Genomic DNA, 26,141 nt, shown 5'->3' with positions numbered 1-26,141 from the left:
AGGTGTTGAAATGGCTATAGTAATACAGCTTGATGTAATGATGGCAAAGAGAAAAATAGGGCTTATGGAATTAGCTGAAAAGGTAAATATAACACCTGCTAATCTTTCTATTTTAAAAAATAACAAGGCTAGAGCAATTAGATTTTCAACCCTTGAAGAAATATGCTCAGTTTTAGATTGTCAACCAGGTGATATAATAGAATATGTAAAGGAGGAAAAGAATGAATAATATAGTAGACAAATCAGTAAAAATAAAGCTTTCATTATATGGATTGTTTTCTGCAATTACTTATATATATTTATTATTACCAGTAATGCCAGGAATAAGTGTTCCTATATTTATTATTTTGCAATTTATTTCAATATATTTTGTAATTAAGGATAGAAGTGAAGTGAAAAATAAATATGGCATTTTAGTAATGGTACCAATTTTTATTTTGTCATTGAATAGATATATAAGCGGAAGTGAATTGTGGAGAACTTCAAATTTTTTTGTTATTTTATTTCTGTATAGTGTTATGATTTTAGTTATAGGAGATAAGTTAAATTTTAAAAAAGATAACCTTATATTTGTAATAAAAATAATTTTTAAAATTTTTGAACCATTTACGAATTTTTCAATTCCTATTAAATGGTATTCGCTAAAAGAAGGAAAAGAAAATAAGCGTATTATAATAAAACGTGTTTTGATTGGAATTGTTGTTTCTATCCCATGTGTTTTGTTTTTGCTCGTTATGCTTTCTTCAGCAGATATGATTTTTTCTAATAAGATGAATTTAATTTTTAATTGGATATTTGATGATTTAAATTTTGAATACATAATTAAATTGTTATATGGAGCTTTTGCTGGTTTATATTTATTTGGTCTTTTGTATTCTTTGTTTAATGAAAATTCTTTGCTAAAAAAAGTTGATAAAACAAATTTAGCTGACGACTTTGGTATTGAAAAAAGAGTTAATGGAGATTTAATAATCTTTAATATTCTATTATTTTCAATATTGATTGTATATTCTCTTTTTATAGTGATACAATTTAAATATTTATTCTCTGGTGCAAAGTTACCATATGGATTAAATTATTCAGATTATGCAAGACGAGGATTCTTTGAATTGCTACTTTTAAGTATTTTAAATATTGGATTGATATTAGTTACTGAATATTTTTTACAAGATAAAATTTATGTGAATAAATATAAATGGGCGCAAATTACAAAAGTATTTATGATGTATTTAGGTTTTTTAACGTTGGTAATGCTAATATCATCATTTTATCGGATGATGCTTTATGATAATGAATATGGATATACAAGATTGAGGGTTTTGGTTTATTTATTTTTGATATTTGAATCGGCAGGGCTTTTAATGACATTTAAGTTCATTTTAAAACCAAATTTTAATATTTTTATAGGATATTTAGTGATAGGACTCATTTACTATTTATCTCTTAATGTGATTCAAATTGATAGAATTATAGCGAGGAGAAATATTGATATGTATTTTAATGGACAGACAGAAACTATAGATGTAAACTATCTAATGACTTTATCAATTGATGCAGTACCTGAAATAATAAGGCTTTCAAATAGTGATAGTGTTGATATTTTAACAAAATATAAGGCTGATACATATCTTGATAATATTAGTTTAATATATAATAATATGGATTTATCATGGAGAAGTAATAATTTATCAATAAATAGAGCAAAAAAATTAATAAAAAAATAAATTAAAGAAATATAAATGTAGAAAAGATTGCAGTTTAAAATATGCAATCTTTTTTTTACTATAATTTTTGGAAACCCGAACCAATAACTTCTTGAACAGTTCTTACAATAACAAAAACATTTGGATCTAAATTTTTGAGTTCTTTTTTTAACAAGAAGTATTCACCTTTAGATACAGTAGTAACTATAACATCTTTTTTTTCTTTTGTATAGCCACCCTCTGCCTTATAAACAGTTACCCCTCTTTCAATACTTGAAAATATAAAATCTTTAATTTCTTTGGGTTTTGTAGTTATTATTACAACTTCGCGTTTTACATTGAAACCATCAATAAAATAGTTTACAACAATTCCATTTAAAAACCAGCCAAAAGCACCAACTATCCCTGTTTTTAGACCATATGTAAACAAAGCAGAAACTACCACTACAACATCAGCTGCCATTAATCCAGTTCCCATATCTAAATTAAAATATTTATTAAAAATTTTGGCTATAATATCAGTACCACCTGTAGATGCATTTTGATTAAATACTAATGAAAGTCCAATAGCAGATATTACAATGCCACAGATTAAATTTAATAATATTTCATCAGTTACTGGCATTGTTGCTGGATATTTGCTTTCCATTAAGAACATGGAAAGTGAAAAGAACACAACAGAAAAAATTGTTTTTCCTCCAAATTCAGAACCAATAAATATAAAACCTACAATTAGTAGTAAAATATTTAAAACAGAGTTGATTACAGAAATAGATAAAGGAAGATAGTTGTTTATAACAATTGCTAAACCAGATACTCCACCTGCAGCTAGGTTTTCAGGAACTAAAAAATAATATACACCTAATGCAACAATAAAAGTTCCAATAGCCACTAAAAAATATTCTTTAATGTTTTGTTTATTTATCAATTTTAACCCTCACTATTTTTTAATATGTTTGTAATATTTTAACCTAATTAATAATAATAATCAATGAAATAATATTAATAATTATATTAATTTATTAAATTATAAAGAGAATCAGTAATCATATAATTCTCACCCTGCGTTATGAGTTATAATGCTATAAAAAGTAGTAGGAAAGTTGTAATACTGTGAATAACGTAGGATTTTAAAGATATAAGCAGTATAACATAGATTTTTAAATTTAATGTTAATTATTGACATACGTTACCACTTTATGTAAGTTAATCTCTTTGATATGAATTTGCTGAAAAAATTTGAAAGTGATATAATATTTATTTATGATACTAAAATTAACCAATAGGGGTGATTCGCTTGGAAGATATAATTAATCAAATTATACAAGTTGACTCTGTCGCTTTTGAAAATAATAAAAAGAATGAGGAAGCTTTATTTATGAAAAAGCAAGAGTATGAAAATAATATAATTAATTATAGAAATGAAAAAATAGCTTTAGCTAAAAAAGACGCAGAAATAATTTATGAAAATGTAGAAACTAATTTAGAAAGAGAAAAGAAGTTACAAGAAGAAAAGTTAAAAAGAATATCTATTGAAATGGAAAAAAGGTTTACTCAAGTTGAAAATGATGTAATACAACAAATTTTTAACAAGTTATTTGTACTGGAGTGATAATATGAATCCGTATATTTCATATGAAGCTATAAATACTAAAATTAAATCAAAAAAAGGACATATTTTAACAAAAGAAGATTGGGAACAAATATTAGGTTTTACAAAAGTTGAACAATTTACAGAATTTCTAAAAAATAAGTCAGAAATAAAAAAGGCATTTCAAGATGTTGAATATAATGATATCCATAGAGATAGCTTAGAAACTATTTTAGGGATATACAAAACAATTGAGATAGAACAAATTTTACGTTATTGTTCTGGACCATATAAAGAATTTTTAATAACTTTGTTAATGGAGAGTGAAATAGCAGATATAAGTTTAATACTAAGGAAAATATCAAGAGGAGAAGATTTAAAGTGGATTGAACAAAGGTTTGTACACTCTGAAAATTATACTAAATTGGATTACACTAAGCTTTTATCATCTAGGAGTGTAGTCGAATTTACTGAAAATTTAAAAGGTTCTCCTTATTATCATGGGTTAAAAACATTAACTAACGAAGATGCAATAAAAAGGGAATTTCATATTGAAATGAAATTACAGGTTGTTTTATATAAAAATCTCATGAAAAAAGCAGAAAAACTCAATGATAAAGATATTGAAACTGTAAAGGAAATTGTTGGTTTTAAAATAGACCTTGAAAATATACAATGGATCTATAGAGCTATTAGTTTTTATAATATTTCTCCAGAAGAAATGTTAATTTATAGTTTGGATGGAGGCAAAAAAATAACATATAGCAGATTAAAAAGTTTATGCTATGTAAAAACAAAAGAAGAATTTAAAAATTTAGTTAAAAATTATATGAATTTTGATTTGTTTAAAGGGGTAAGTGATTCTACTACTGATATTGGAGTAGACTATAATATGAATTATTTTCTTAAAAACAATAAGTATTATAATATAGGATCTGTTATATCGTATATATATAAGTTAGGTATAATAATAGATGACCTAACTTGTATTGTAGAAGGAATAAAATATAAGGTGCCAAAAGAAAAACTAAAAGGTTATTTGGTACATAAGTTTTGATGAACGGAGGAGAGGCAACGGATGGCTATCGAAAAGATGGTATTACTAAAAATAGTTGGATCTTTAGAAGAGATGCATCCTATTTTAAAACAACTGATATTGTGTGAAAATGTTCATCTGAATACAGATATTAACAATGCGTACAATAACAATTATTTTATTCACCAATTTGAATCTGATATAATTAGTTCATCAATGTATAGTCCAATTAACTATGATAATTTACAGAGTGAATGCATAAAGTATGAACAAATTGTTGAAGACTTGTGCAATGGATTGGGATTGGAATTAAAAGTAGATAAAAAAATTTTGTTTGGCAATAAATATTGTATAGAAGATGCTAAATGGGATTTAAATATTATTCAATCAGAAATTGGAAACAAAGTTAAACAAATAAAAAATAAAAAAATACAAATAGAAGAACTTGTGAAATTTAGAGATAATATTGATTGCATTTATGATAAAAGTATAGATTTTGACAAGATTGAAGATTTAAATTTTTTTGAATATGAAATTGGAGCACTCTCTAGTGAAAATAAGTTTCGTTTAAAGAGAAACTACGAAAACCTCACTGCTATTGTACTGAAACTAGGTAATATAAAAGCATCAGTTGAAGATATGTACATAATTATATATCCTAAACAATTTAGAGATGAAACTAAAAATATCCTTAAATCATTAAACTGGAATCAGCTTAAAATACCAGAAGGTTTAAGCGGAAATTCATTGCAAATGGTTGAACAAATTGATAAAAAAATACAGATGCTTCAAAACGAAATATTGGAACTATCAAACATTCTAGAAATCGACAAAGAAGAGAACCAATATATATTAAATAAGATTTTTAATACTCTAATACTTGAAAAAAAAGTTACTGAGTTAGAAAAGAAGGTTGATTATGGACATAATTTATTTGTTTTAAATGTTTGGGTAAAAGAAACTGATAAAATCAGTGTAGAAGAATCAATAGGGACAGTAACTAATAAGTTTGTAATAACTGAAAAAAAAGCTAAAGAAATGAGCAAAAAAGTTAAACCACCAACAAAGCTTAAAAATAATTGGTTTACAAGACCATTTGAATTAATTGTAAAGATGTATGGCATGCCGTCTTACCATGAAATTGACCCAACTCCATTCTTAGCCATAACATTTTGTTTAATGTTTGGTATAATGTTTGGAGATATTGGGCAGGGATTAGTATATTTTGTTGCAGGATTTATCATTTACAATAAATTTATCAAAATGAAAATGGCAGGGTCTTTGCTTATGCGCTTAGGAGGAAGTTCAATTTTATTTGGATTTGTTTATGGTAGTTTGTTTGGACTTGAGCAAGAAGAATTACCATGGTTACCTAGTTTAATAGGAAAACCATTAGACCCTAGAAATATCCCTATGATATTATTAGCAGGTGTTGTAATTGGTGTTGTTTTCCTTACAATATCCTTTGCGTTTGGTATCACTAACAACTTAAGAAAAGGTGATATTGAAGAAGGTCTATTTGGGAAAAATGGAGTTTCTGGTTATTTGTTTTTTATAAGTTTAGTTTTAACTTGTGTTTCAATAACTAAAGTAACTAATTTACCAATAAGCATACCTATAATAGGGTTATTATTAAGCCTATTATTTATGATTTTAAAAGAGCCTATAACTAATATGGTTCTAAATAAGAGGCCGCTAATTCATGGTGGTGTTGGCTCATATTTTACAGAAAGTATTTTTGAAGGTGTTGAAACAATTTTAAATGCTTTAAGTAATGCAATTTCATTTATTCGTATTGGAGCATTTGCATTGAATCATGCAGGTTTGTTTTTAGCATTTCTAGTAATGTCAGAGATGACAACTAATGTTCTATTAAAAATAATAATATTATTTTTAGGAAATGTATTGATTTTAACACTAGAAGGTTTAGTTGTTTTCATTCAAGGTCTTCGTCTTCAATATTATGAGATGTTTAGCAAGTATTTTAATGGTGATGGAATAGAGTATAATCCTATAAAATTAAGTAAATAATTAAAATTATTAAATAATAAATCAAAATCAAAATTTAAATTAAAATGAAGGGAAGTAATAAATATGCAAATCATATCAATGTTATTAGCTACATCAATTTCAATAGGAACTATTATATATGGTTATAAGGCTATGAAAAGTAAAAGAAGTGGAAGTATAAAGAAATCATTATTGACAACTTTATCAGCATTTGCAATTGTAATGGTTGGTGCAATTGTATCAACTTTATTTGGGGGTAATGTATTTGCGGATACTGTAAATGGAGTTCAAGCTGCAACGGGTGTTTCTTTAGGGGAAGGATTTAAATACATTGCAGCAGCGTTAAGTACAGGCTTAGCGACAATCGGAACTGGAGTTGCAGTTGGTTCTGTTGGTTCTTCTGCCGTAGGAGCAGTTTCTGAAGATTCAACTATTTTAGGTAAAACACTAATATTTGTTGGTATGGCGGAAGGTATTGCAATATATGGCATGATTATTTCAATATTAATTTTATTTGTTTAGAAATTAGAACGAAATAAATATAGATAATAATAAAGAAAAGAGAATATATATGAAATCATTTTTAATAAGTGATAATAGAGATACTTGGGTCGGCATGAAATTAGCAGGCATTAATGGATTAATTGTACATGACAGAGAGAATGCTCTTATTGCTATAAAAAATGCAATGAAAAATGATGATATAGGAATAATAATACTAACAGAAAAGGTAGTTGATATGGCAACGGAAGAGGTTATGGAGTATAAATTAAAATCCAAAACTCCTCTTATTATAGAAATTCCAGATAGACATGGAACTACTAGAGGATATGATGCTATAACAAATTACATAAGAGATTCTGTAGGCATTCGGATATGAGGTGATTAATATGGTTACAATTGAACAAAAATTATTGCTATTTTCGAAACTTTTAAATCAATCAATGGATAAAAAATTTCAAGAACAACTAACAGAACTTGAAGAGCAATATAATATTAAACTTCAGAAAAGTAAAGATGAAGTAGATAATGAAGCTAAAAATATCATTGAAACTGCAAGAAAAAAAGTAGAAGCAAGCAGAATAGAAATTCAAAGTAAAACGAAAATAAGCTTAAAAAAAGAAAGAATGGAAGTTAAAGAAAAATATTTTAATATATTGATGGGTCATTTAAGAGATAATTTGAGTGAATTTGTTGTTTCAGAAACATATAAACATTATCTGTTAAAAAATATTTCTCAATTTAATCAAGAAATTGATTCAATTAAAGGAGACGAATTGTTAATATATTTGACAAAAAAAGATAATGACAAATTCGGCTCATTAATTAGGCATGAAATTGAGTCAAAACATAGCTTTAAAAATATTACATTTAAAGTAATAGATGATAGCATCATTGGAGGAATAATCATAGATTTTCCTCAAACTAATTTAAGAATTAATATGACTATGAAATCTGTTTTGGAAGAAAATAAAGCTTATATTATGCAAACATTGTTTGAAGCGTTAGAGGCAGGTGAACATATTGGAATATAGTGAAGGAATTGTTAATATAATAAATGGCCCTGTTGTTAAAGGAACAAATATGAGTTCTTTTAAAGTTAATGAAATGGTTACTGTAGGAGAACAAAAGTTAATTGGAGAAGTAGTTTCAATTGAAGAGGATGTAGCAACTGTTCAAGTATATGAAGAAACAGAAGGGTTAAAGGCTGGAGAAAAAATATATCCAACAGGAAGTCCACTTTCAGTAACATTAGGACCAGGTATGTTAGGAAATATTTTTGATGGTATACAAAGACCACTGCAAAGAATTCAACAAATGTCCAGTGATTTTATACCTGAGGGAATTGGACTTTTATCTTTAGATAGAAGCAAAGAGTGGCAGGTAACAATTTTGGTCAAAGTAGGAGATGTACTTAAATCAGGTGATGTTTATGCTACTGTCCAAGAGACTACAAGTATACTTCATAAACTTATGGTTCCTTATAATATAGGTGGAGCGGTAAAAGAAGTTAAAACAGATGGGAAATATACTATTGAAGAAACAATTGTTGTATTAGAAAATAATAAAGGTGAACAATTAAATTTAACTTTATACTGTAAGTGGCCTGTAAGAAAACCAAGACCTATAGCCGATAGAATTCCTATTTATAAGCCATTGATTACAGGACAAAGGGTAATAGATAGCTTTTATCCCGTTGCAAAAGGTGGAACAGTAGGATTGCCAGGAGGATTTGGTACTGGAAAAACTGTTACACAGCATCAGTTTGCAAAATGGAGTGATGCAGATATTATAGTATATATTGGCTGTGGAGAACGTGGAAATGAAATGACTGATGTTTTAGAGGAATTTCCAGCTTTAATTGACCCTCGTACAGATAGACCACTAATGGAGAGGACAATACTTATAGCTAACACATCAAATATGCCAGTTGCAGCTCGTGAAGCAAGCATATATACTGGAATTACAATGGCAGAGTACTATAGAGATATGGGATATGATGTTGCAATAATGGCTGACTCTACATCTAGGTGGGCAGAGGCACTAAGAGAAATTTCAGGTAGACTTGAAGAAATGCCAGCAGAGGAAGGTTATCCAGCATATTTACCTTCAAGGTTAGCTGAATTTTACGAAAGAGCTGGTTGTGTTAAAACTTTAAGTGGTGAAGAAGCTTCTGTAACAATAATTGGCGCAGTTTCTCCAGCAGGTGGAGATTTTTCCGAACCAGTTACTGAAAATACTAAAAGATTTGTTACAGCGTTTTTAGCTTTAGATAAAAAGTTAGCATATGCCAGACATTATCCTGCTATAAATTATTTAACTAGCTACAGTGGATATGTAACTATGCTAGAAGATTGGTATAAGAAAAATGTTGCTGAAGACATGATAGAACTTAGAAATAAAATGATTAGACTTTTACAAGAAGAAGAAAAACTTAATGAAATAGTACAACTTGTAGGAGAAGATGTTTTACCAAATGATCAAGCACTTGTTTTAGAAACTGCTAGAATGATTAAAAAAGGATTTTTACAGCAAAATGCCCTTCACCCAGAAGATACATATGTCGTTTTAGATAAACAGTATAAAATGCTACAGGTTATAGATTTGTTTTATGAAAACGCCATAAAATGCGTAAAAATGGGAATTCCTATTTCTACAATACGTAGTGAAGATGTATTACAAGACATTTTTAAAATGAAATATGAAATTCCAAATGATAAATTAGAGTTATTAGATGAATTAAAAATAAAAGTAGTAGAGACATATAGTAACCTAAGGCAAAAATATGAGTAGGGAGTGGTGTTTATGAAAAAGGAATATTTGAAATTAGAAAGAGTTGAAGGTCCTCTCATAGTTCTTGGTGGCATAGAAAATGTTTCTTATGGAGAAACAGTTAATATAAAAGTTGATAATGATGAAATTAGAAAAGGGAAAATTATTAAAATAGAGGGCGATAAAGTTGTTGTCCAAGTTTTTGAAGGAACTTCAGGTATATCTACTGTTAATTCCTCAGTAAAATTCATTGGAGAACCATTAATGATCCCCCTATCTATGGATATACTGGGTAGAACATTTAATGGAGTTGGTGAACCAATAGATAGTTCATATCAAGTAGTTTCTAGCTACAGACAGAATATAAATGGTAGACCAATTAACCCTGTAGCACGTAAATATCCGAGAAACTTTATACAAACTGGAATATCGTCTATTGATGCTTTAATGACGTTAATAAGGGGTCAAAAACTACCTATATTTTCTGGAAATGGTATAGCACACAACGAACTTGCAGCACAAATTGTAAAGCAAGCTAAAATAGAAGGAGCAACTAGTGAAAATTTTGCAGTTGTTTTTGGAGCAATGGGCGTAAGACATGATGATGCCGATTACTTTAAGAGGAGTTTTGAACAGGCAGGAGTTTTAGATCACGTAGTTATGTATATAAACACTGCTGACAATCCTATAGTTGAAAGAATTTCAACACCAAGATGCGCTTTGACAGCTGCAGAATATTTAGCATTTAAGCATAATATGCATGTACTTGTAATATTAACTGATATGACTAGCTATGCAGAAGCACTTAGAGAAATATCTACTGCAAAAGAGGAAGTTCCATCACGTAAGGGTTATCCAGGATATTTGTATAGTGATTTATCAACTATTTATGAAAGAGCAGGAATGTTAAAAAGTTGCGAAGGTTCTATAACTCTTATTCCTATACTCACAATGCCTAACGATGATATAACTCATCCGATACCTGATTTGACTGGATTTATAACAGAAGGACAAATGGTTTTAAATAGGGAGTTAAATCAAAAAAGTATTTATCCTCCAATTGACATACTACCATCATTATCTCGTTTAATGAAGGACGGTATTGGTGCAGATTATACAAGAGAAGACCATGCAGATTTATCTAGCCAGATATTTGCAGCATATTCAAAAGTTCAAGATGTTAGAAGTTTAGCACAAATAATAGGTGAAGATGATTTAAGTGATATAGATAAAATATATCTTAAGTTTGGTCGTGAATTTGAAAGTAATTTTATATCACAAGCTACAGATGAAAACCGAAGTATTATAGAAACTTTAGATTTAGGATGGTATGTTTTATCACTTCTCCCAGTTAGTGAGCTTGACCGTATGAAGTCAGAAATGATTGAAAAATACTATATTAAAAATAGGGAGAGATAGTTATGGCTATTATTGTTGCTCCTACTAAATCAAATTTAATAAAAGCAAAATCTTCACTAGCTTTATCTAAAAAAGGATATGAACTATTAGATAAAAAAAGAAATGTTCTAATAAAAGAGATGATGGAATTTGTTGATAAGGCTAGGAACATGCATGATGAAATTTATGATGTTATTACAGAAGCCTATGAAGCATTGCAAAAGGCTAATATTACTTTGGGAGTAAAGAATGTAGAAGATATGTCATACAGTATACCAGCAGATGAGCATTTTGATGTTCTTTTAAAGAGTGTTATGGGAGTTGATATTCCAACTGTAAAATATATAGATAAAAAAATTATACCTACATATGGATTTTACAATACAAATTCAGCACTTGATGAAGCTAGGGAAAAATTTAAAGATGTTAGATTTAAAGTTTATGAATTAGCTGAAATTGAAAATTCAATATTTAAGCTTGCAAAGGAAATAGAAAAAACGCAAAAAAGAACTAATGCTTTACAACATAAACAAATTCCTAGATATAAAGAACAAGTAAAATATATTCAAGAAGTTTTAGAAGAAAAAGAAAGAGAAGATTTCTTTAGATTGAAAAAATTAAAGAAAAAAATATAAACCCAAATGCAATGGGGACAGTCCCCACTGCATTTGGGTTTTATTTTGATGTTATTTTTTTAGTCATTAAATCAAAACCTGTAAAAGTATTTGAAAAAATCTTGGTAGTGTTTTCTATATAATCCTCTGGATTTTTTAAGGACGGGCTGTAATGTGTAAGCCATAATTCTTTTACATTAGCTGCTTTAGCTATATTTGCTGCTTCTGAAAAAAGCATATGCTTTTTGTCTAAAGCATTTTCATATTGTTCATCATCACCATACATTCCCTCACATATAAATAAGTCAGAATCTTTTACAACTTCATTTATATATTTAGTTGGTCTAGTATCAGTAACATATGAAATTTTAATTGGATTTCTTTCTTCTCCTAAAACCATGTTTGGTGTAATTGTATTATCGTCAATCTGAATATTTTCACCATTGTGAAGAAGTCTCCAAAAACCAACAGGTATATTTAATTTCTTAGCTTTTTCAGGAAGAAAATGCGGTTTTAATTTTAATTCTAAACTGTAACCTAAACAACTAATATGGTGTGATAGCGGTATTGACGTAATATTAAGACCAATATGCTCAAACTGAACAGGTTTGTCATCTGAAATTTCTATAATTCTTACTTCAAATGGTAAATATCCACATACCATTAATAAGCTATTTATTATTTCGTAGGAACCTTTAGGTCCCATTATATACAAGGGTTCTGTTCGACTTTGGTTTCCAATAGTTAGTAATAAACCAGGAAGTCCTGTTATATGGTCTGCATGGCAATGAGTTATTAAAATAACTTCTATTTTATTTATGCTTAATTTACCTTTGTGCAAAGAAATCTGACAACCTTCACCACAATCAATTAGTATAGATTTACCATTGTATTCAATTAAACATGAAGCTAAAAATCTGTTGGGAAGAGGTATCATACCACCCGTTCCTATCAAAGTTACATTTATCATTTGAATTCACCTTATCTAATTAGTTAATTTTTCCTTATATTATTTATTATAACTAATTCTTACAGTAATATCAATAAAAATTAAGATGCAACAGGTGCAACAGGGACAGTCCCCACTAATGCAACAGGGACAGTCCCCACTGCATCAAATAATAAAAAGTAGTACGCAGATTAGAGCAGACACAATACCTAGAAGAAACTTTGATTTTATATAATCTAGAATGTTGAAATTTAAGTCGTCTGTTACTGCAATGGTTTGAAAAATAATTGACATTCCAGAAAAGCTTATTAGAAAATTTATTATAATAAGTTTTATTTCTAGTGGGAGTAATGAAGAAGCAATTATGCTGCAACCATTAGTTATTTCTAAAGAACCTACTATTAAAGAAAAAATTATATTTTTTATATTTGTATTTAAAGATGTAAAAATTCTATTTTCTAAAAGTATTGTAGTTACATATTGTGAAAATACAGAAAAGATTACTATAACACCACCGACAGTAAGGATACTTATGATTGCTTTATAAACTGATGAACTAAACACTTCATTAAAATGAGCACTTTTATTTTGAAATCTAATATTTTTTGATAAATTATTTTCTTTATGTTTAAATAAAAAACTTAAAATGATTGCTCCTAAATAGTGTGGTATGGCAATATATACCCATAAATTAAAGTTTCCTAGCATAGAGTAAGAAACCACTGCTGCAATAAATTGAAAACTACAATTATTAGTAAATGTAAGAATATAATTTGCCTCAGGAACACTTATTTTTTTATTATTAGCCATAATATTAACAATCATAGCGCCAGATGGATAACCAGATATAAAGCTAATAAAATATGGAATTAAGGCAAATTTGCTCTTTAGTATTCTTTTAGAAAAAAAAGATAATCTTTCTAAGAGACTATACATAAAATTATATTGGAGTAAAATGTTAGATAAAATAAACATTGGGAATAAATAAGGTACAATGTTGTTAATCCAAATAGCTAAACCTCTGAAGGCCCCTTCTGATACAATACTTGGATTTAGAATAAAAGCAAATATTATTAATAAAATAGATATTGGAATAAAGTTTCTCTTTAACATAATACAACCTCCATATAACATATATTATTGTCAATTGAAGTGTAATATGCTCTTTTTTATTTTACATATATAGCGTTTTGAATATATTCATCATTCGTGGTTTTGTTAGTAAATGGAAGATAATATATATTAGTTGATTTGTTAGTTAAGTTAAAAATATCTAAACTTAAATTATATTTTTTGTAATCTGAAAATTTATTTATTGTATATGTACCTGAATCCTTTGATTGTTTTAATATTGATCTTCCTTTATCGTTAAACGCTAGAACCTTGATAAAATTATTATGACTATTATTGGTAGAGAGAGAGGATTCTAAATCAGTTGACATAAAATCTTTTATGTCAGATTTTCTTATGTTTAGCAATATATTTAGTAGTATTCGTCTTAATTTTGAATAGGTATACCTTTTTGATTTAAGAGACATAATAAAATCATCAGTAGTGTTATATTTGAAAATATTAGAATAAATTTTATTATTTAAACCTTCAGATACCTCGTATATATCATTTAATCCATTTGTGCCCAAATCTAATATTTTATAATATATATAGTTTAAGTAACGGTTTATTGAGTTAAATCCATTATATTCACAGTAAAATTTTTTAATCATTTCGCTGCTTTTTTCTGTTATGGAGCTAGAATACAATTTGTTACTACCATCAATAATACTTTTTCTAATTGCCGTTGCACTGTCATATTTTCCTGATAAATCAATATCATTATGATTTTTGCCTATTCTTTTAACTGGTGTAAAATCCCAATTACCTTTTAAATTAATTGAACTTTTGATATATTCAATTCCTAACACGTTGTTTGGTGAATTAATAATATGACCTATTTCGTTATCAGAAATACTATTTATAGCGTTTGTTAAGGCTTTAGGATATGAAATGCCTTTTGCCAATTCCTCTTTAATTATATGTTTTAAATTTTTATTGTTTATTTGAATTAAAGCGGCCTCTTTTAATAATTCTAAATTATTATTTTCACAACCAAAGCTTAAGTGTGTAATATTTAGTTTTTTTAATTCTGTTAATGCTGCTTTTGCAAAAAGTTCGGCATTTTGACAAGAAAAAGGCATAGGAAGTTCAATAACTAAATCTGCTCCACCATATATAGCGGATTCTGCACGCTTGAATTTATCTATCAAGGCTGGCTCGCCTCGTTGTACGAAATTTCCACTCATAACAACAGCAACATAATCGCAGTTTGAGTTTTCTTTTGCTTTTTTTAAATGATATTCATGACCCTTGTGAAATGGGTTGTACTCTGCAACTATACCAACAATATTCATTTTTAACATACTCCTTTTTACTTGAATAACCATATATCAACACAAACCTCACTTGATATCAAGTGAGGTAAAATTTCTTTTTTTTATTATAACTTGTTTATACATTATTATCAATATTTTATATGAAAACAATAACATTTTAGTATAAAAATAATTAAAATAATTTGTTAATACAAAAAAACAATGAATTTTGCATTTTTTATTGATTTATTTTGTATTAGTGTTATAATATATAGGTTAATGGCAATTAATTGTCAAAGTATTATGAAATGTAGGTAATCTTATGAGTGTGACATTTGTAATCGGTGGTTCTAGAAGTGGAAAAAGTACATTTGCTGAATTAAAAGCAAATGAATATGGAGAGAAAGTATTATACATAGCAACTGCTGTAATAACAGACCAGGCAATGGCGGATAGGGTAAAAAAACATAAAGAACAAAGACCAAAATCATGGAAAACATTAGAGCTGTATTCTGATTTTCATACACTCACAAACTTCAATGAATTTAATGAGTCAGATGTTGTTTTAATCGATTGTATGACTACTTTAATTGGAAACTTCATGTTTGATAGCAAACTTGATTTTGATAATTGTTCAGTAGATGAAGTTAACAATCTTGAAAAGAGAATAATTAACAATGTTATTTCATTAATTGATATTTGCAATGATAATAATAAAAAACTTATTATTGTTTCTAATGAAACTGGTTTAGGTGTTGTTCCGTCATATTATATGGGGAATTATTTTAGAGATATAAGTGGACGAACTAATAATAGAATTGGTCAAGAATCAGATTATATGTATTTCATTTTTTCTGGAATTCCTATAAAGCTCAAACATAAGGGAGAAATGGTTAAATGGCCTCAGGATTTTTAGTTCTTATTTCATTTTTTACACGTATCCCTATAGGCAATAAAATTGAATATAATGAAGAAAGTTTCAAAAAAGCTTTAAGTTTATATTCGCTTATGGGAGTAATTATAGGAATAATCTTATTCATTGTAGCAATAATAGGTAGCTTATTTCGTTTTGATTATGTCATGGGATTGCTTTTGACTATGTGTTACACTATAGTAACTGGTGGGTTGCATTTTGATGGAGCAGCTGACACTTGTGATGGATTGTTTTCAGGGAGAACAGGTGATAGAATATTTGAGATAATGAGTGATTCTCATGTTGGGGCATTTGGTGTATTATGCTTAATATTTGTAGTGTTGTCACAATTTGTATTATTTTCAAATATAGGAATATTTGCCTGTTTCATTATGCCAATAGTTGGTAGAACTTCTGTTATAGTTAGTTCATGGAATAAAAAATATGCAAAAAAATCAAAAGGAATGGGTACGGTATTTATTGAATCAATTAATACAGAAGTGCTTATTATAAATATTTTGATATTGACTATATGTTGTATAATTATACCCAATAAGATTCTTATGATTATTGCATCAGTTGTAACACTTATTTCAGCATACTTGATTTCTAATTGGATAGAGAAGAAAATAGGTGGTATGACAGGAGATACTTGTGGCTTTATCACAGAAATTTGTCAGATTATTTTTATGTTCTCAGTGATTTTACTGCAGGAGTTGATTTAATGTTGTACTTGGTTAGACATGGTGAATCTATAGGTAATTTAAATAAAAGATATTGTGGCATTACAGATGTTGAACTTTCTCTTGAGGGTATGGTACAAGCAAAAATAGCTGGTACTAATTTGAAAAAATTAAATATTTCCCAAATATATACAAGTCCTCTTAAAAGAGCATATAAAACAGCTGAAATAATTTCTGAAGAAATTAGTGTAGAGTTAAGTGCAATTGAATGTTTAAAAGAGATAAATTTTGGAATTTTTGAAAATATGACATGGGAAGAAATGCTTAAGGATTATAAAAGTGAAACTGATAATTGGATTAATCAGGGTTTTGAATATAAATTTCCAAAAGGTGAATCATATATAGATATTATAGAGCGCATATCTGATTTCATGAATAAAATAAATGATTTGGATAATTCTGTTATTGTATCTCATTTTGGTGTAATTCAAAGTATTTTACTATATTATAAATCAGTAAATTATGATAATTTATGGGATTATCAAATTTCAAATTGTGATATTGTTGTATTGAATAATAAAAAAATAGAAAAAATTATTAAATGTAATTATAAAAATTTTTAAGTTCATAAAATCATAAATGATTTTATTATATATTTAATTTACATAACATTGGAGGATAAATAAACATGAATGTATTAGTTATTAACTGTGGGAGCTCATCGTTAAAATATCAATTAATCAATATGAACGATGAAAGTGTGTTAGCTAAAGGTTTAGCTGAAAGAATTGGAATTGAAGGTAGTGTAGTTAAGCATCAAGCAGAAGGTAAAGAAAAGGTTGTAATTGAAGAGCCTATGAAAAGTCATAAAGAAGCAATTAATATTGTATTAAAATCTTTAGTTGACCCAGTTTATGGAGCTGTTAAATCACTAGAAGAAATAGATGCTGTAGGACATAGAGTTGTTCATGGTGGAGAAAAATTTGCTGGTTCAGTAAAAATCACTGATGAAGTAGTAAATGCTATGAAAGAATGTACTGACTTAGCACCACTTCACAATCCACCAAATATTATTGGTATTGAAGCTTGTAAAGAATTGTTGCCAAATGTTCCAATGGTTGGGACTTTTGATACTGCTTATCATCAAACAATGCCTGAGGTTTCTTATATATATCCATTGCCATATGAATTATACAAAGAGCTTGGAATTAGAAGATATGGCTTTCACGGAACATCACATAGATATGTAGCAGAAAGAGCAGCAGCTTTAACGGGTAAAGATTTAAAAGATTTAAAAATTATTACTTGCCATTTAGGCAATGGGGCAAGTGTTACTGCTATAAAAGGTGGAAAATCTGTAGATACAAGTATGGGATTAACTCCACTTGAAGGTCTTGTAATGGGAACAAGATGTGGTGATATAGACCCAGCAATAACAACATTTTTAATGAATAAAAAAAATATGTCAGCAGCAGATTTAGATAATTTAATGAATAAAAAATCAGGAGTTCTTGGTATTTCAGGTGTAAGTAGCGACTTTAGAGATATTGAAGAAGAAGCAGAAAAAGGAAACAAGAGAGCTCAATTAGCACTTGATAAATTTGATTATACAGTAAAAAAATATATTGGTTCATATGCAGCTGCAATGGGTGGAGTTGATGTAGTAGTATTTACTGCTGGTTTAGGAGAAAATTCAAAAGATAACAGAAAAGAAATATGTTCAGGATTGGAATTCCTTGGAATTACAATAGATGATGAAAAAAATAACACTAGAGGTAAGGAAGCATTAATATCAAAAGATAATGGTTCAGTTAAAGTATTTGTTATTCCTACAAATGAAGAGTTAATGATAGCAAGAGATACACAACTTTTATCTAAATAAAAATAAAGAAGTGTAAAATAAACTACTTGACAAAAGTTTTTTTTTCTCATATAATTAACTCTGCTAGTAAAAAGGGTGGTATGATGTTAATAAATTTAAGTAAATATTTGTCATCAGATGATATGTTGTTTATATTTGAAGGCAAATTCATCATTGATGATGAAGAATTTTTAGAAAAGACACATCTTAATAAGGCGATATTATTCAATGGAGAATTTTTCAAAGTTGAAGATAGCATATTGTTAACAGGTATAGTTAAGTATTCTTATGAAGAAACTTGTGCTAGATGCTTAACAGAATTTGAAAATACTTCTGAGGTTAAATTTGAAGCTGTAGTTGGAAAAAATCTAGAAAAAGATGATGAATCTGACGAAATAAAATTAGCCATAGTAGATGGATGTGTTAATTTAGACGAAACAATTAAGCAGATGATTTATTTATCTATGCCAATGAAAGCTATTTGCAGTAAAGATTGTAAAGGCATATGCCCCAACTGTGGAGTTAATTTAAACATTGAAAAATGTAAATGTGAAAACAATATAACAGATCCAAGATTTGATAAATTAAAGAACCTGTTAAAAGATTAAGGAGGTGTTACAATGGCAGTACCTAAGAGAAAAACTTCCAAAGCGAGAAGAGATAGAAGAAGAACAGCTAAAGAAAGATTAACTATTCCTAATGTAATGGATTGTCCTCAATGTCATGAACCAAAGTTGCCTCACAGAGTATGTGGAGCATGTGGATATTATAACGGTAAGGAAGTTATGAGCGTAGAATAAAAAAATTTTTAAGTCTATGTTTTTTTAAAAACTGTTATTCTCAATGCAAAAAAATAGTGCTAATTAGCACTATTTTTTTATTGCATTTGAATTATTTCTAATATATACTAATTACTAGGTTAAAGATAGTAGATTAGAGGTGCAAGTATGAAGATTGTAGTAGACGCAATGGGCGGAGACAATGCTCCGGATTTAATAGTCAAGGGTTGTATTTTGGCTAGAGATGAATATAATGTAGGTGTAATTCTTTCTGGAAAAGAACAAGAAATTAAAAAAATTCTAGAAAGTAATACAACAAATTATAAAAACATTGATATACTAAATGCCGATGAAATAATAACAAATGAAGATAAACCAGTATTGGCACTAAGACGCAAAAAAAATTCATCATTAGTTAAAGCTTTAAATGCTGTGAAAAATAATGATGCTGATGCGATTGTTTCAGCTGGAAGTACTGGTGCTTTGCTAAGTGGTGGACTTCTAGTTATTGGAAGAATTGAAGGTATAGAGAGGCCAGCTCTTGCTCCATTGATTCCATCAATGAAAGGTGGTTTTTCAATGCTAATTGACTCAGGTGCTAATGTAGACTGCAAGTCAAATTTTTTGTATGATTTTGCTATTATGGCAGATATATACATGAAGAAAGTAATGAATATTTCTTCTCCACGTATAGCCTTAGCTAATATAGGTGCAGAAAAGGGCAAAGGAAATAAGTTGACTATTGAAACATATGAACTTCTAGAGAAATCTGTATTACCAATTAATTTTTGTGGAAATATAGAGGCTAGGGAAATACTTAGAGGCGAAGCGGACATAATAGTATGTGACGGTTTTGTGGGAAATATGATTTTAAAAACCCTTGAAGGGACTGTAAAAGAAATTATGTCAGGTTTAAAAGAAGAACTGACTTCAAGTTTTGTATCAAAAGTGGGTGGAGCACTAATTAAGCCATCACTAAGAAACTTCAAAAATAAATTTGATTATAGTGAACATGGTGGAGCACCTTTGTTAGGGGTTAAGGCTCCAGTAATTAAAGCTCATGGAAGTTCGGATGAAATTGCAATTAAAAATGCAATACGACAAGCTAAGGTATTTTGCGACAGTAGAGTTAATAACCTGATAGAAGAAAGTATAATGAGGAGGTAAAAATGTTTGAGAGATTAAGGGATCTTATTTCAGAAAAGCTTGGTGTTGATAGTGATGACATAACAATGGAAACATCATTTTCAGATGACTTAGAAGCAGATTCTATTGCTTTATTTGAATTAATTATGGCAATAGAAGAAGAATTTGATGTTGAAGTTGAAGATGAAAGCATTGAAAATATTTCTACAGTAGGCGATATAGTGAATTATTTAGAAGAAATATTGGATTAGGAATATATAGATAAATAGCAGATCAATATTAGAACAGTTATAAATTATTGTTTGTATTGTTCTGCTATCTACAATAATTTATTTATAATTTTTTCTTATTTCTATGAAGAGGTTCGTGGTAGTAATAAAAAGTTATAATAGTACAAAACAGGAGGAAATTGTGATAATTAATATTGATGAATTAAAAAAATTTGAAAAAATAGTAAATTACAAATTTAAAAATATAGAAATATTAGAAAAATCATTAACTCATAGTTCGTATTCAAATGAGGATAAATTTTATACTAAAGTAAATAATGAAAGATTGGAGTTTTTGGGAGATGCCGTTTTAAGTATTGTTGTGAGTAGGTTCATATTTGATCAATTCCCAGAATATCCAGAGGGTGAATTAACAAAGCTTCGTTCTCAAGTAGTATGTGAAGATACACTTAGTATAGTGGCTACGAATTTAAATGTTGGTGAATTTTTGCTATTAGGAAAGGGAGAAGAATCTTCTGGAGGGAGAGAACGAAAATCAATTCTAGCAGATGCAGTTGAAGCAATAATAGCAGCTATATATATAGATGGTGGATATAAAGAAGCACAAGAATTTGTTTTAGAAAACATAACACAATATATTCAGATTGCAGTTAAAGGAAAAATTATTTCAGACTATAAATCATTTTTACAGGAATATTATCAAAGTAAAAATCAAGTATGTAAAATACGTTATGTTGTAACTAAAGAAGAAGGACCTGATCACGAAAAAATGTTTCATGTTAATGTTTTAGTAAATAAAGTGGTGGTGGGTACTGGAACAGGAAAAAGTAAAAAAATAGCAGAACAAGATGCAGCAAGAAAAGCATTAATTTTTGAAGGACAGATAAATGAGTAATAAAATAAAAATAATTCCTATTTTTGTTCCGCACGTAGGTTGTAAAAATGATTGTGTTTTCTGCAATCAAAAAACAATTACTGGAAAGGGTACGGTTAGAGTAAATAGTAAATATGCAATAGATATTGTTGAAGAGTTTAGAAAAACGATTGATGAAAATACTAATGCAGAAATAGCATTTTTTGGTGGTAGTTTTACAGCAATAGATAAGAATCTTCAAGAAGACTTGTTGAAGGTAGGTAAGTATTATAAAGATTTAGGTGTTGTTAAGCATATTAGAATGTCAACTAGGCCGGATGCAATAACCAATGAAATTTTAAATTTACAAAAAAAATATGACGTAGATATAATTGAACTAGGCATACAAAGTTTAGATGATGAAGTATTGAGAAAATCTAATAGAGGCCATACTAGAAAAGATTCAGAAGATGCTAGTAAGTTAATAAAAGAATATGGATTTACATTAGGTCATCAGATTATGCCAGGTCTTCCAGGGAGTACTATTGAAAAAGAAAAAAGAACATGTTTAGATTCAATTTCAATGAAACCTGATATAGTAAGGATTTATCCAACTTTAGTAATAAGAGATACTGAACTATTAAATATGTTTAAAACTGGCTTATATAAGCCTTTAACGCTGCAAGAAGCTGTTGATATCACAGCATATATGTATTCGGAATATATGGTTAATGGTATTAATGTTATTAGGATAGGCCTGCAGAACACTGATTCTATAAAAGAGGGAGCAGATGTAGTTGGTGGTCCGTTTCATTCTGCCTTTAGACAACTGGTAGAACAAAATTTATATTTAAATTCAATTAAGGAAATAATTAAAGATAAAAAGCTAAAAAATAAGTCCATAAAAATATTAGCCGATAATAAAATTATAAGTGATGTTGTTGGACAAAGCAAAACTAATATAATAAAATTGCAAAATATGTTCAATATAAAAAATGTATTTTTTGGCAATCCAAACAATGAAAATTCAATAGAAATATATGATGGTGATATAAAAATAGGTAGTTTTTTAATGTCAGACATTTATAAAAACTACTTAAATGGCATTAGTACAGGGGTGTAATATGTTTTTAAAAAAGATTTATGTAAATGGATTTAAATCATTTGCTGAAAAAACTGAGATAGTTATAGAAAAAGGCATAACTGCAATTGTTGGTCCAAATGGAAGTGGTAAAAGCAATATATCAGATGCTATCAAGTGGGTTCTTGGAGAACAAAGTGCTAAATCCCTTCGTGGAGGGAAGATGGATGATATAATTTTTGCTGGAACAGAAAAGCGTATGCCCCTTGGTTATGCTGAGGTTAATTTAGTATTTGATAATCAAACTGGAATTATTCCAATAGAATATAACGAAGTTAGTATAAAAAGGAAATTGTATAAAACTGGAGAAAGTGAATATTACATAAATAAACAACAGTGCAGGCTAAAGGATATTAAAGAACTTTTTATGGATACTGGAATAGGAAGAGATGGATATTCTTTTATAGGACAAGGTCGTGTCGAAGATATTTTAAGCCCAAATTCTGAAACAAGAAGAGAAGTTTTTGAAGAAGCAGCAGGAATAGTTAAATATAAAACTAGAAAAGAAGAGGCAATAAGAAAGCTTGATAAAACTAACGACAACTTAGATAGGGTAGAAGATATAGTTCACGAACTAGAACAAAGAATTGAACCGCTTAGAGAGCAAAGTGAAAAAGCAAATAAATATATAGAATTGAAATCTGAATTAAAAAAATATGAACTAAATTATTTTGTTCATGAGTATGAAAAACATAGTGAACAGTTATTAGCATTAGAAGAGCAAAAAAAACGGTCGGTGATACAAAAAGAAAGTTTACAGAAAAAAAGAGATTCCATTGAACGTACAATCACAACGGAAAAAGAAAAAGTCATCATTCTTCAAACAGCCATTACAGAGCTAGAAAACACTCAATCTATTAAAAATAAAGAATATGAAAATTATTTAAGTTTATCTAATGTGCAAAATGAAAAAAGTCTTTTATATCAAAATAACATACAAAATGTAATAGAGGAAATACAAGCACTAGAAAATAGAAATAAGGAATTACAGGAAAATATTCATGCTATAAATTTAGAGAAGGATATACTTTCTGAAAATTTAAAAGTAGAATTAGAAAAATTTAATGAGTTAAACCTTGAGGTAGAAGGATACAAAGCCGAAATTGATGATATAATCAAACTTATTGATAATGAAAAAAATATGTTGTTTGAACTTCATAAAGAAATTAACAAAATGAATAGTTCTAAAAACACTTTGGAATCATTTGTAAAAAATAGCGAAGAAAGAATTGAACAATTATCAAAAGAAATTTTATCAGAAGAATCTGAAAAAGAAAATAAGGAAAATATCATTAAACTTCTAAAACAAGAAAAAGATGATGCTAAAGAACACCTATCCATTAAAAAACAAGAAGGAAATGAAGTATTAGATAAATTAAAAAAGTCAGAAAATCAAAAATTAAACAAAGAAAATGAAATAAAAAATATAAGTAATAAGTTAAGCAGTATAAATTCAAAGCTTAGCATACTTAATAACATGGAAGCTTATTATGATGGTTATTACAAAAGTGTTAAAACGCTTATGAATAACAAAGATAAAAATGAAATGTTAAATAAGTCGATACTCGGTACAGTAGCGGATATTGTTAAAACAAAAAAAGAATATGAAACTGCAATTGAAATTTCACTTGGAGCTGCTATACAAAACGTTATAGTAAACTCTGAGTCAGATGCTTCGGATATTATTGAATACTTGAAAACTAGTAAAATTGGAAGGGTAACATTTTTACCAATAGAGATGATTCAGGAGAGATCATTAAACAATAGTGAGAGATCAGTACTAAATGAACCTTGTGTTATTGATACTGCGGACATGCTTATAGATACAGACCCTAAATTTAAAAAGGTCATAAAACATCTTTTGGGAAGAATCTTAATAGTTGATAATTTAAAAAACGGTTTTAAAATATCAAAACGCCTTGGAAATTCAGTTAAAATTGTAAGTTTACAAGGTGATGTAATTAATTCTGGTGGTTCTGTTACTGGCGGTCATATCTCAAATAATCAAAATCTTTTGGGTAGAAAGAGAGAAATAGAAGAATGCAAAGAATTAAGTAAAAATTATTCAAATGATTTACAAATAAAAAATGATGAATTAAATAGTATTTTAAGTGATATTAAAAATTATAATGAATTAATTGAAAATATAAAAAATGTTATAAATGAAAAAAATAATTTATACAATTTATCTGAATCAAAAATAATTATGCTGCAAGAACAATTAAATAGAACAGAAATTACAATAAAAAAATATTCAGATGAAAAACAATATATTGTAAATGAAAAGAATAAATATGGAGAAGAAATATTTCAAATTGATAAACAAATAGAAGAAAACAAAAAAGTTATAGATGAACGAGAGAAAATTATAGAGAATATTATTTCTCAAAATGAAAGCAATAGAAAGAATTTTGAAGAGTATAATTCAATAATATTAGAAAAAAGAGAACAGGTTTCAGATTTAAGACAGAATATAAAACTTAAAGAAGAAAAAATTATTAATATAGATTTTGAAATTAATAGAAATATAAATACAAAATCACAAAAAGAAGAAAATCTAAAAAATATAGAAACTGAAATTAGTAAAGCCACTAGTTTAATTGAAGAATACGCAAAAAAATCAGAATTATTAAGCAAAGAACTATCTCAAATTAATTCAAAGTACCAAGACGAAAAAGCTAATTTATTAAATTTTCAAAACCAAATATATGAATATCAAAATATAATGAATGAAACAAACAAAAATATCACGTTGTTATTAGATGATGAAAATAATATGAATGTTAAAATTGAAAGAGAAAAATCCAAGGTTGAAGATATTTCAACTAAGTTTTGGGAAGAATATGAGATGAACTATGCTATGGCTCTCGGCTACAAAGATGAAAGCATAAGCTATTCAAAGTTATATAATGATTTAAATACTTATAAAAAAGAAATAAAAGGTCTTGGAAACATTAATATTGATTCAATTGAAGAGTATAAAGAAGTTAAAGACAGATATGATTTTTTATCTGTTCAAAAAAAAGATTTAATAGAAGCTAAAATTCAATTAAATGATGTAATAAAAGAACTTGAAATAAAAATGAGAGACAAATTCTTAGATGAATTTGCAAGTATTAGGATTAAGTTTAATGAAGTTTTTAAAAAACTCTTCAATGGCGGAAATGGAGATGTTTATATAGAAGATGAATCAGATGCACTAAACAGCAACATTGAAATAGCAGTTCAACCACCAGGGAAAAAATTGAGTAAAATATCACTTTTATCAGGTGGAGAAAAATCACTTACTGCAATAGCTTTATTATTTGCAATATTAAAGACAAAACCAACACCTTTTTGTATACTAGATGAAATAGAAGCTGCCTTAGATGATGTAAATATCTTCAGGTTTACTCAATATCTCAGAGAGTTTTCTAAAGAAACACAATTCCTTGTTATAACACATAGAAAGGGTACTATGGAATATGCAGATACCCTTTACGGTGCAACTATGGAAGAAAAGGGTGTAACTAAATTAGTGTCATTAAAGTTATCGGATGTAGATTATTAACAATAGGTGATTGTAAGGAACGCATTGTATATGTTTCGTTTT

At 28.0% G+C, this 26,141-nt stretch carries 26 protein-coding genes; 22 read left to right on the top strand and 4 right to left on the bottom strand.

What is annotated here, in order from left to right:
• Positions 1 to 10 precede the first annotated feature (10 nt).
• Together J2Z76_RS06655 and J2Z76_RS06650 are read left to right on the top strand one after the other, a co-directional pair.
• Positions 11 to 229: a helix-turn-helix domain-containing protein gene (locus J2Z76_RS06655; RefSeq protein WP_209511230.1), complete on the top strand. Its 219-nt coding sequence runs from the start codon at positions 11 to 13 to the stop codon at positions 227 to 229.
• Positions 222 to 1,724 carry a DUF4153 domain-containing protein gene (locus J2Z76_RS06650; protein WP_209511229.1) on the top strand — a complete coding sequence of 501 codons (1,503 nt, stop codon included), beginning with the start codon at positions 222 to 224 and terminating at the stop codon, positions 1,722 to 1,724. Before J2Z76_RS06655 ends, J2Z76_RS06650 begins: the two co-directional genes overlap by 8 nt.
• A 58-nt stretch (positions 1,725 to 1,782) precedes the next feature.
• Here the strand turns inward: J2Z76_RS06650 and J2Z76_RS06645 are convergent, their stop codons facing one another.
• On the bottom strand, positions 1,783 to 2,631 hold the full coding sequence (locus J2Z76_RS06645) for a YitT family protein (RefSeq protein WP_209511228.1): 849 nt from the start codon (positions 2,629 to 2,631) through the stop codon (positions 1,783 to 1,785).
• A 369-nt stretch (positions 2,632 to 3,000) separates the two neighbouring features.
• On the opposite strand from J2Z76_RS06645, the gene J2Z76_RS06640 reads away from it, so the two are divergent.
• The 9 genes from J2Z76_RS06640 to J2Z76_RS06600 all read left to right on the top strand — a co-directional run bounded on the left by J2Z76_RS06640 (position 3,001) and on the right by J2Z76_RS06600 (position 11,646).
• Complete coding sequence (locus tag J2Z76_RS06640) at positions 3,001 to 3,315, top strand: hypothetical protein (RefSeq protein ID WP_209511227.1); 315 nt, start codon at positions 3,001 to 3,003, stop codon at positions 3,313 to 3,315.
• Between the two features lie 4 nt (positions 3,316 to 3,319).
• A complete protein-coding gene (locus J2Z76_RS06635) occupies positions 3,320 to 4,351 on the top strand; it encodes a V-type ATPase subunit (RefSeq protein WP_209511226.1) in 1,032 nt (343 codons plus the stop codon).
• A 21-nt stretch (positions 4,352 to 4,372) separates the two neighbouring features.
• The gene (locus J2Z76_RS06630; RefSeq protein ID WP_209511225.1) at positions 4,373 to 6,361 is read left to right on the top strand and encodes a V-type ATP synthase subunit I; all 1,989 of its coding nucleotides are present in this window, start codon (positions 4,373 to 4,375) and stop codon (positions 6,359 to 6,361) included.
• Between the two features lie 63 nt (positions 6,362 to 6,424).
• Entirely contained in the window at positions 6,425 to 6,862 is a 438-nt protein-coding gene (locus tag J2Z76_RS06625) for an ATP synthase subunit C (protein WP_209511224.1), read from the top strand.
• 49 nt (positions 6,863 to 6,911) lie between these two features.
• Positions 6,912 to 7,220: a V-type ATP synthase subunit F gene (locus tag J2Z76_RS06620; RefSeq protein WP_209511223.1), complete on the top strand. Its 309-nt coding sequence runs from the start codon at positions 6,912 to 6,914 to the stop codon at positions 7,218 to 7,220.
• Between the two features lie 10 nt (positions 7,221 to 7,230).
• Positions 7,231 to 7,875, top strand: a complete 645-nt coding sequence (locus J2Z76_RS06615; protein WP_209511222.1) for a V-type ATP synthase subunit E family protein — start codon at positions 7,231 to 7,233, stop codon at positions 7,873 to 7,875.
• Positions 7,865 to 9,634: a V-type ATP synthase subunit A gene (locus J2Z76_RS06610; protein WP_209511221.1), complete on the top strand. Its 1,770-nt coding sequence runs from the start codon at positions 7,865 to 7,867 to the stop codon at positions 9,632 to 9,634. Before J2Z76_RS06615 ends, J2Z76_RS06610 begins: the two co-directional genes overlap by 11 nt.
• Positions 9,635 to 9,646: 12 nt before the next feature.
• Positions 9,647 to 11,032 (top strand): V-type ATP synthase subunit B, encoded by a 1,386-nt coding sequence (locus tag J2Z76_RS06605; RefSeq protein WP_209511220.1) that lies wholly within the window; start codon positions 9,647 to 9,649, stop codon positions 11,030 to 11,032.
• A 2-nt stretch (positions 11,033 to 11,034) separates the two neighbouring features.
• Positions 11,035 to 11,646: a V-type ATP synthase subunit D gene (locus J2Z76_RS06600; RefSeq protein ID WP_209511219.1), complete on the top strand. Its 612-nt coding sequence runs from the start codon at positions 11,035 to 11,037 to the stop codon at positions 11,644 to 11,646.
• A gap of 40 nt (positions 11,647 to 11,686) precedes the next feature.
• On the opposite strand, the gene J2Z76_RS06595 is transcribed toward J2Z76_RS06600, so the two are convergent.
• From J2Z76_RS06595 to J2Z76_RS06585, 3 genes are all read right to left on the bottom strand, one after another.
• Positions 11,687 to 12,595: a ribonuclease Z gene (locus tag J2Z76_RS06595; protein ID WP_209511218.1), complete on the bottom strand. Its 909-nt coding sequence runs from the start codon at positions 12,593 to 12,595 to the stop codon at positions 11,687 to 11,689.
• Positions 12,596 to 12,739: 144 nt separating this feature from the next.
• Positions 12,740 to 13,687: a hypothetical protein gene (locus J2Z76_RS06590; protein ID WP_209511217.1), complete on the bottom strand. Its 948-nt coding sequence runs from the start codon at positions 13,685 to 13,687 to the stop codon at positions 12,740 to 12,742.
• Positions 13,688 to 13,743: 56 nt separating this feature from the next.
• Positions 13,744 to 14,982: a nucleotidyltransferase gene (locus tag J2Z76_RS06585; RefSeq protein WP_209511216.1), complete on the bottom strand. Its 1,239-nt coding sequence runs from the start codon at positions 14,980 to 14,982 to the stop codon at positions 13,744 to 13,746.
• Between the two features lie 283 nt (positions 14,983 to 15,265).
• On the opposite strand from J2Z76_RS06585, the gene cobU reads away from it, so the two are divergent.
• The 11 genes from cobU to smc all read left to right on the top strand — a co-directional run bounded on the left by cobU (position 15,266) and on the right by smc (position 26,099).
• On the top strand, positions 15,266 to 15,859 hold the full coding sequence (gene cobU / locus J2Z76_RS06580) for a bifunctional adenosylcobinamide kinase/adenosylcobinamide-phosphate guanylyltransferase (protein ID WP_209511215.1): 594 nt from the start codon (positions 15,266 to 15,268) through the stop codon (positions 15,857 to 15,859).
• Complete coding sequence (gene cobS / locus J2Z76_RS06575; protein WP_209511214.1) at positions 15,841 to 16,581, top strand: adenosylcobinamide-GDP ribazoletransferase; 741 nt, start codon at positions 15,841 to 15,843, stop codon at positions 16,579 to 16,581. Before cobU ends, cobS begins: the two co-directional genes overlap by 19 nt.
• On the top strand, positions 16,581 to 17,162 hold the full coding sequence (locus J2Z76_RS06570) for a histidine phosphatase family protein (protein ID WP_209511213.1): 582 nt from the start codon (positions 16,581 to 16,583) through the stop codon (positions 17,160 to 17,162). The genes cobS and J2Z76_RS06570 overlap by 1 nt, the downstream gene beginning before the upstream one ends.
• Before the next feature lie 65 nt (positions 17,163 to 17,227).
• A complete protein-coding gene (locus tag J2Z76_RS06565; RefSeq protein WP_209511212.1) occupies positions 17,228 to 18,421 on the top strand; it encodes an acetate/propionate family kinase in 1,194 nt (397 codons plus the stop codon).
• Between the two features lie 83 nt (positions 18,422 to 18,504).
• Positions 18,505 to 19,008: a YceD family protein gene (locus J2Z76_RS06560; protein ID WP_209511211.1), complete on the top strand. Its 504-nt coding sequence runs from the start codon at positions 18,505 to 18,507 to the stop codon at positions 19,006 to 19,008.
• Between the two features lie 12 nt (positions 19,009 to 19,020).
• Complete coding sequence (gene rpmF, locus J2Z76_RS06555) at positions 19,021 to 19,200, top strand: 50S ribosomal protein L32 (RefSeq protein WP_209511210.1); 180 nt, start codon at positions 19,021 to 19,023, stop codon at positions 19,198 to 19,200.
• A 147-nt stretch (positions 19,201 to 19,347) separates the two neighbouring features.
• On the top strand, positions 19,348 to 20,346 hold the full coding sequence (gene plsX / locus J2Z76_RS06550; RefSeq protein WP_209511209.1) for a phosphate acyltransferase PlsX: 999 nt from the start codon (positions 19,348 to 19,350) through the stop codon (positions 20,344 to 20,346).
• Positions 20,347 to 20,348: 2 nt separating this feature from the next.
• A complete protein-coding gene (gene acpP / locus J2Z76_RS06545; protein ID WP_209511208.1) occupies positions 20,349 to 20,576 on the top strand; it encodes an acyl carrier protein in 228 nt (75 codons plus the stop codon).
• A gap of 160 nt (positions 20,577 to 20,736) precedes the next feature.
• Positions 20,737 to 21,450 carry a ribonuclease III gene (gene rnc / locus J2Z76_RS06540; RefSeq protein WP_342455021.1) on the top strand — a complete coding sequence of 238 codons (714 nt, stop codon included), beginning with the start codon at positions 20,737 to 20,739 and terminating at the stop codon, positions 21,448 to 21,450.
• Entirely contained in the window at positions 21,443 to 22,531 is a 1,089-nt protein-coding gene (locus tag J2Z76_RS06535; protein WP_209511206.1) for an elongator complex protein 3, read from the top strand. The genes rnc and J2Z76_RS06535 overlap by 8 nt, the downstream gene beginning before the upstream one ends.
• A gap of 1 nt (position 22,532) precedes the next feature.
• Positions 22,533 to 26,099, top strand: coding sequence for a chromosome segregation protein SMC (smc, locus tag J2Z76_RS06530; protein WP_209511205.1), 3,567 nt, complete (start codon positions 22,533 to 22,535; stop codon positions 26,097 to 26,099).
• Positions 26,100 to 26,141 lie beyond the last annotated feature (42 nt).

The organism is Sedimentibacter acidaminivorans (assembly GCF_017873955.1).
GTDB lineage: Bacteria > Bacillota > Clostridia > Tissierellales > Sedimentibacteraceae > Sedimentibacter > Sedimentibacter acidaminivorans.
The sequence above is the reverse complement of the archived record's forward strand: the minus strand, read 5'-3'. Positions and strand labels throughout refer to the sequence as shown.

Excerpts from the sequence above, each read along its gene's own strand:
- J2Z76_RS06655 (WP_209511230.1), top strand. The coding sequence starts at position 11 with ATGGCTATAGTAATACAGCTTGATGTAATGATGGCAAAGAGAAAAATA.
- J2Z76_RS06650 (WP_209511229.1), top strand. The coding sequence starts at position 222 with ATGAATAATATAGTAGACAAATCAGTAAAAATAAAGCTTTCATTATAT.
- J2Z76_RS06635 (WP_209511226.1), top strand. The coding sequence starts at position 3,320 with ATGAATCCGTATATTTCATATGAAGCTATAAATACTAAAATTAAATCA.
- J2Z76_RS06630 (WP_209511225.1), top strand. The coding sequence starts at position 4,373 with ATGGCTATCGAAAAGATGGTATTACTAAAAATAGTTGGATCTTTAGAA.
- J2Z76_RS06625 (WP_209511224.1), top strand. The coding sequence starts at position 6,425 with ATGCAAATCATATCAATGTTATTAGCTACATCAATTTCAATAGGAACT.
- J2Z76_RS06620 (WP_209511223.1), top strand. The coding sequence starts at position 6,912 with ATGAAATCATTTTTAATAAGTGATAATAGAGATACTTGGGTCGGCATG.
- J2Z76_RS06615 (WP_209511222.1), top strand. The coding sequence starts at position 7,231 with ATGGTTACAATTGAACAAAAATTATTGCTATTTTCGAAACTTTTAAAT.
- J2Z76_RS06605 (WP_209511220.1), top strand. The coding sequence starts at position 9,647 with ATGAAAAAGGAATATTTGAAATTAGAAAGAGTTGAAGGTCCTCTCATA.
- J2Z76_RS06600 (WP_209511219.1), top strand. The coding sequence starts at position 11,035 with ATGGCTATTATTGTTGCTCCTACTAAATCAAATTTAATAAAAGCAAAA.
- J2Z76_RS06595 (WP_209511218.1), bottom strand. The coding sequence starts at position 12,595 with ATGATAAATGTAACTTTGATAGGAACGGGTGGTATGATACCTCTTCCC.
- J2Z76_RS06590 (WP_209511217.1), bottom strand. The coding sequence starts at position 13,687 with ATGTTAAAGAGAAACTTTATTCCAATATCTATTTTATTAATAATATTT.
- J2Z76_RS06585 (WP_209511216.1), bottom strand. The coding sequence starts at position 14,982 with ATGAATATTGTTGGTATAGTTGCAGAGTACAACCCATTTCACAAGGGT.
- cobU (WP_209511215.1), top strand. The coding sequence starts at position 15,266 with ATGAGTGTGACATTTGTAATCGGTGGTTCTAGAAGTGGAAAAAGTACA.
- cobS (WP_209511214.1), top strand. The coding sequence starts at position 15,841 with ATGGCCTCAGGATTTTTAGTTCTTATTTCATTTTTTACACGTATCCCT.
- J2Z76_RS06570 (WP_209511213.1), top strand. The coding sequence starts at position 16,581 with ATGTTGTACTTGGTTAGACATGGTGAATCTATAGGTAATTTAAATAAA.
- J2Z76_RS06565 (WP_209511212.1), top strand. The coding sequence starts at position 17,228 with ATGAATGTATTAGTTATTAACTGTGGGAGCTCATCGTTAAAATATCAA.
- J2Z76_RS06560 (WP_209511211.1), top strand. The coding sequence starts at position 18,505 with ATGTTAATAAATTTAAGTAAATATTTGTCATCAGATGATATGTTGTTT.
- rpmF (WP_209511210.1), top strand. The coding sequence starts at position 19,021 with ATGGCAGTACCTAAGAGAAAAACTTCCAAAGCGAGAAGAGATAGAAGA.
- plsX (WP_209511209.1), top strand. The coding sequence starts at position 19,348 with ATGAAGATTGTAGTAGACGCAATGGGCGGAGACAATGCTCCGGATTTA.
- acpP (WP_209511208.1), top strand. The coding sequence starts at position 20,349 with ATGTTTGAGAGATTAAGGGATCTTATTTCAGAAAAGCTTGGTGTTGAT.
- J2Z76_RS06535 (WP_209511206.1), top strand. The coding sequence starts at position 21,443 with ATGAGTAATAAAATAAAAATAATTCCTATTTTTGTTCCGCACGTAGGT.
- smc (WP_209511205.1), top strand. The coding sequence starts at position 22,533 with ATGTTTTTAAAAAAGATTTATGTAAATGGATTTAAATCATTTGCTGAA.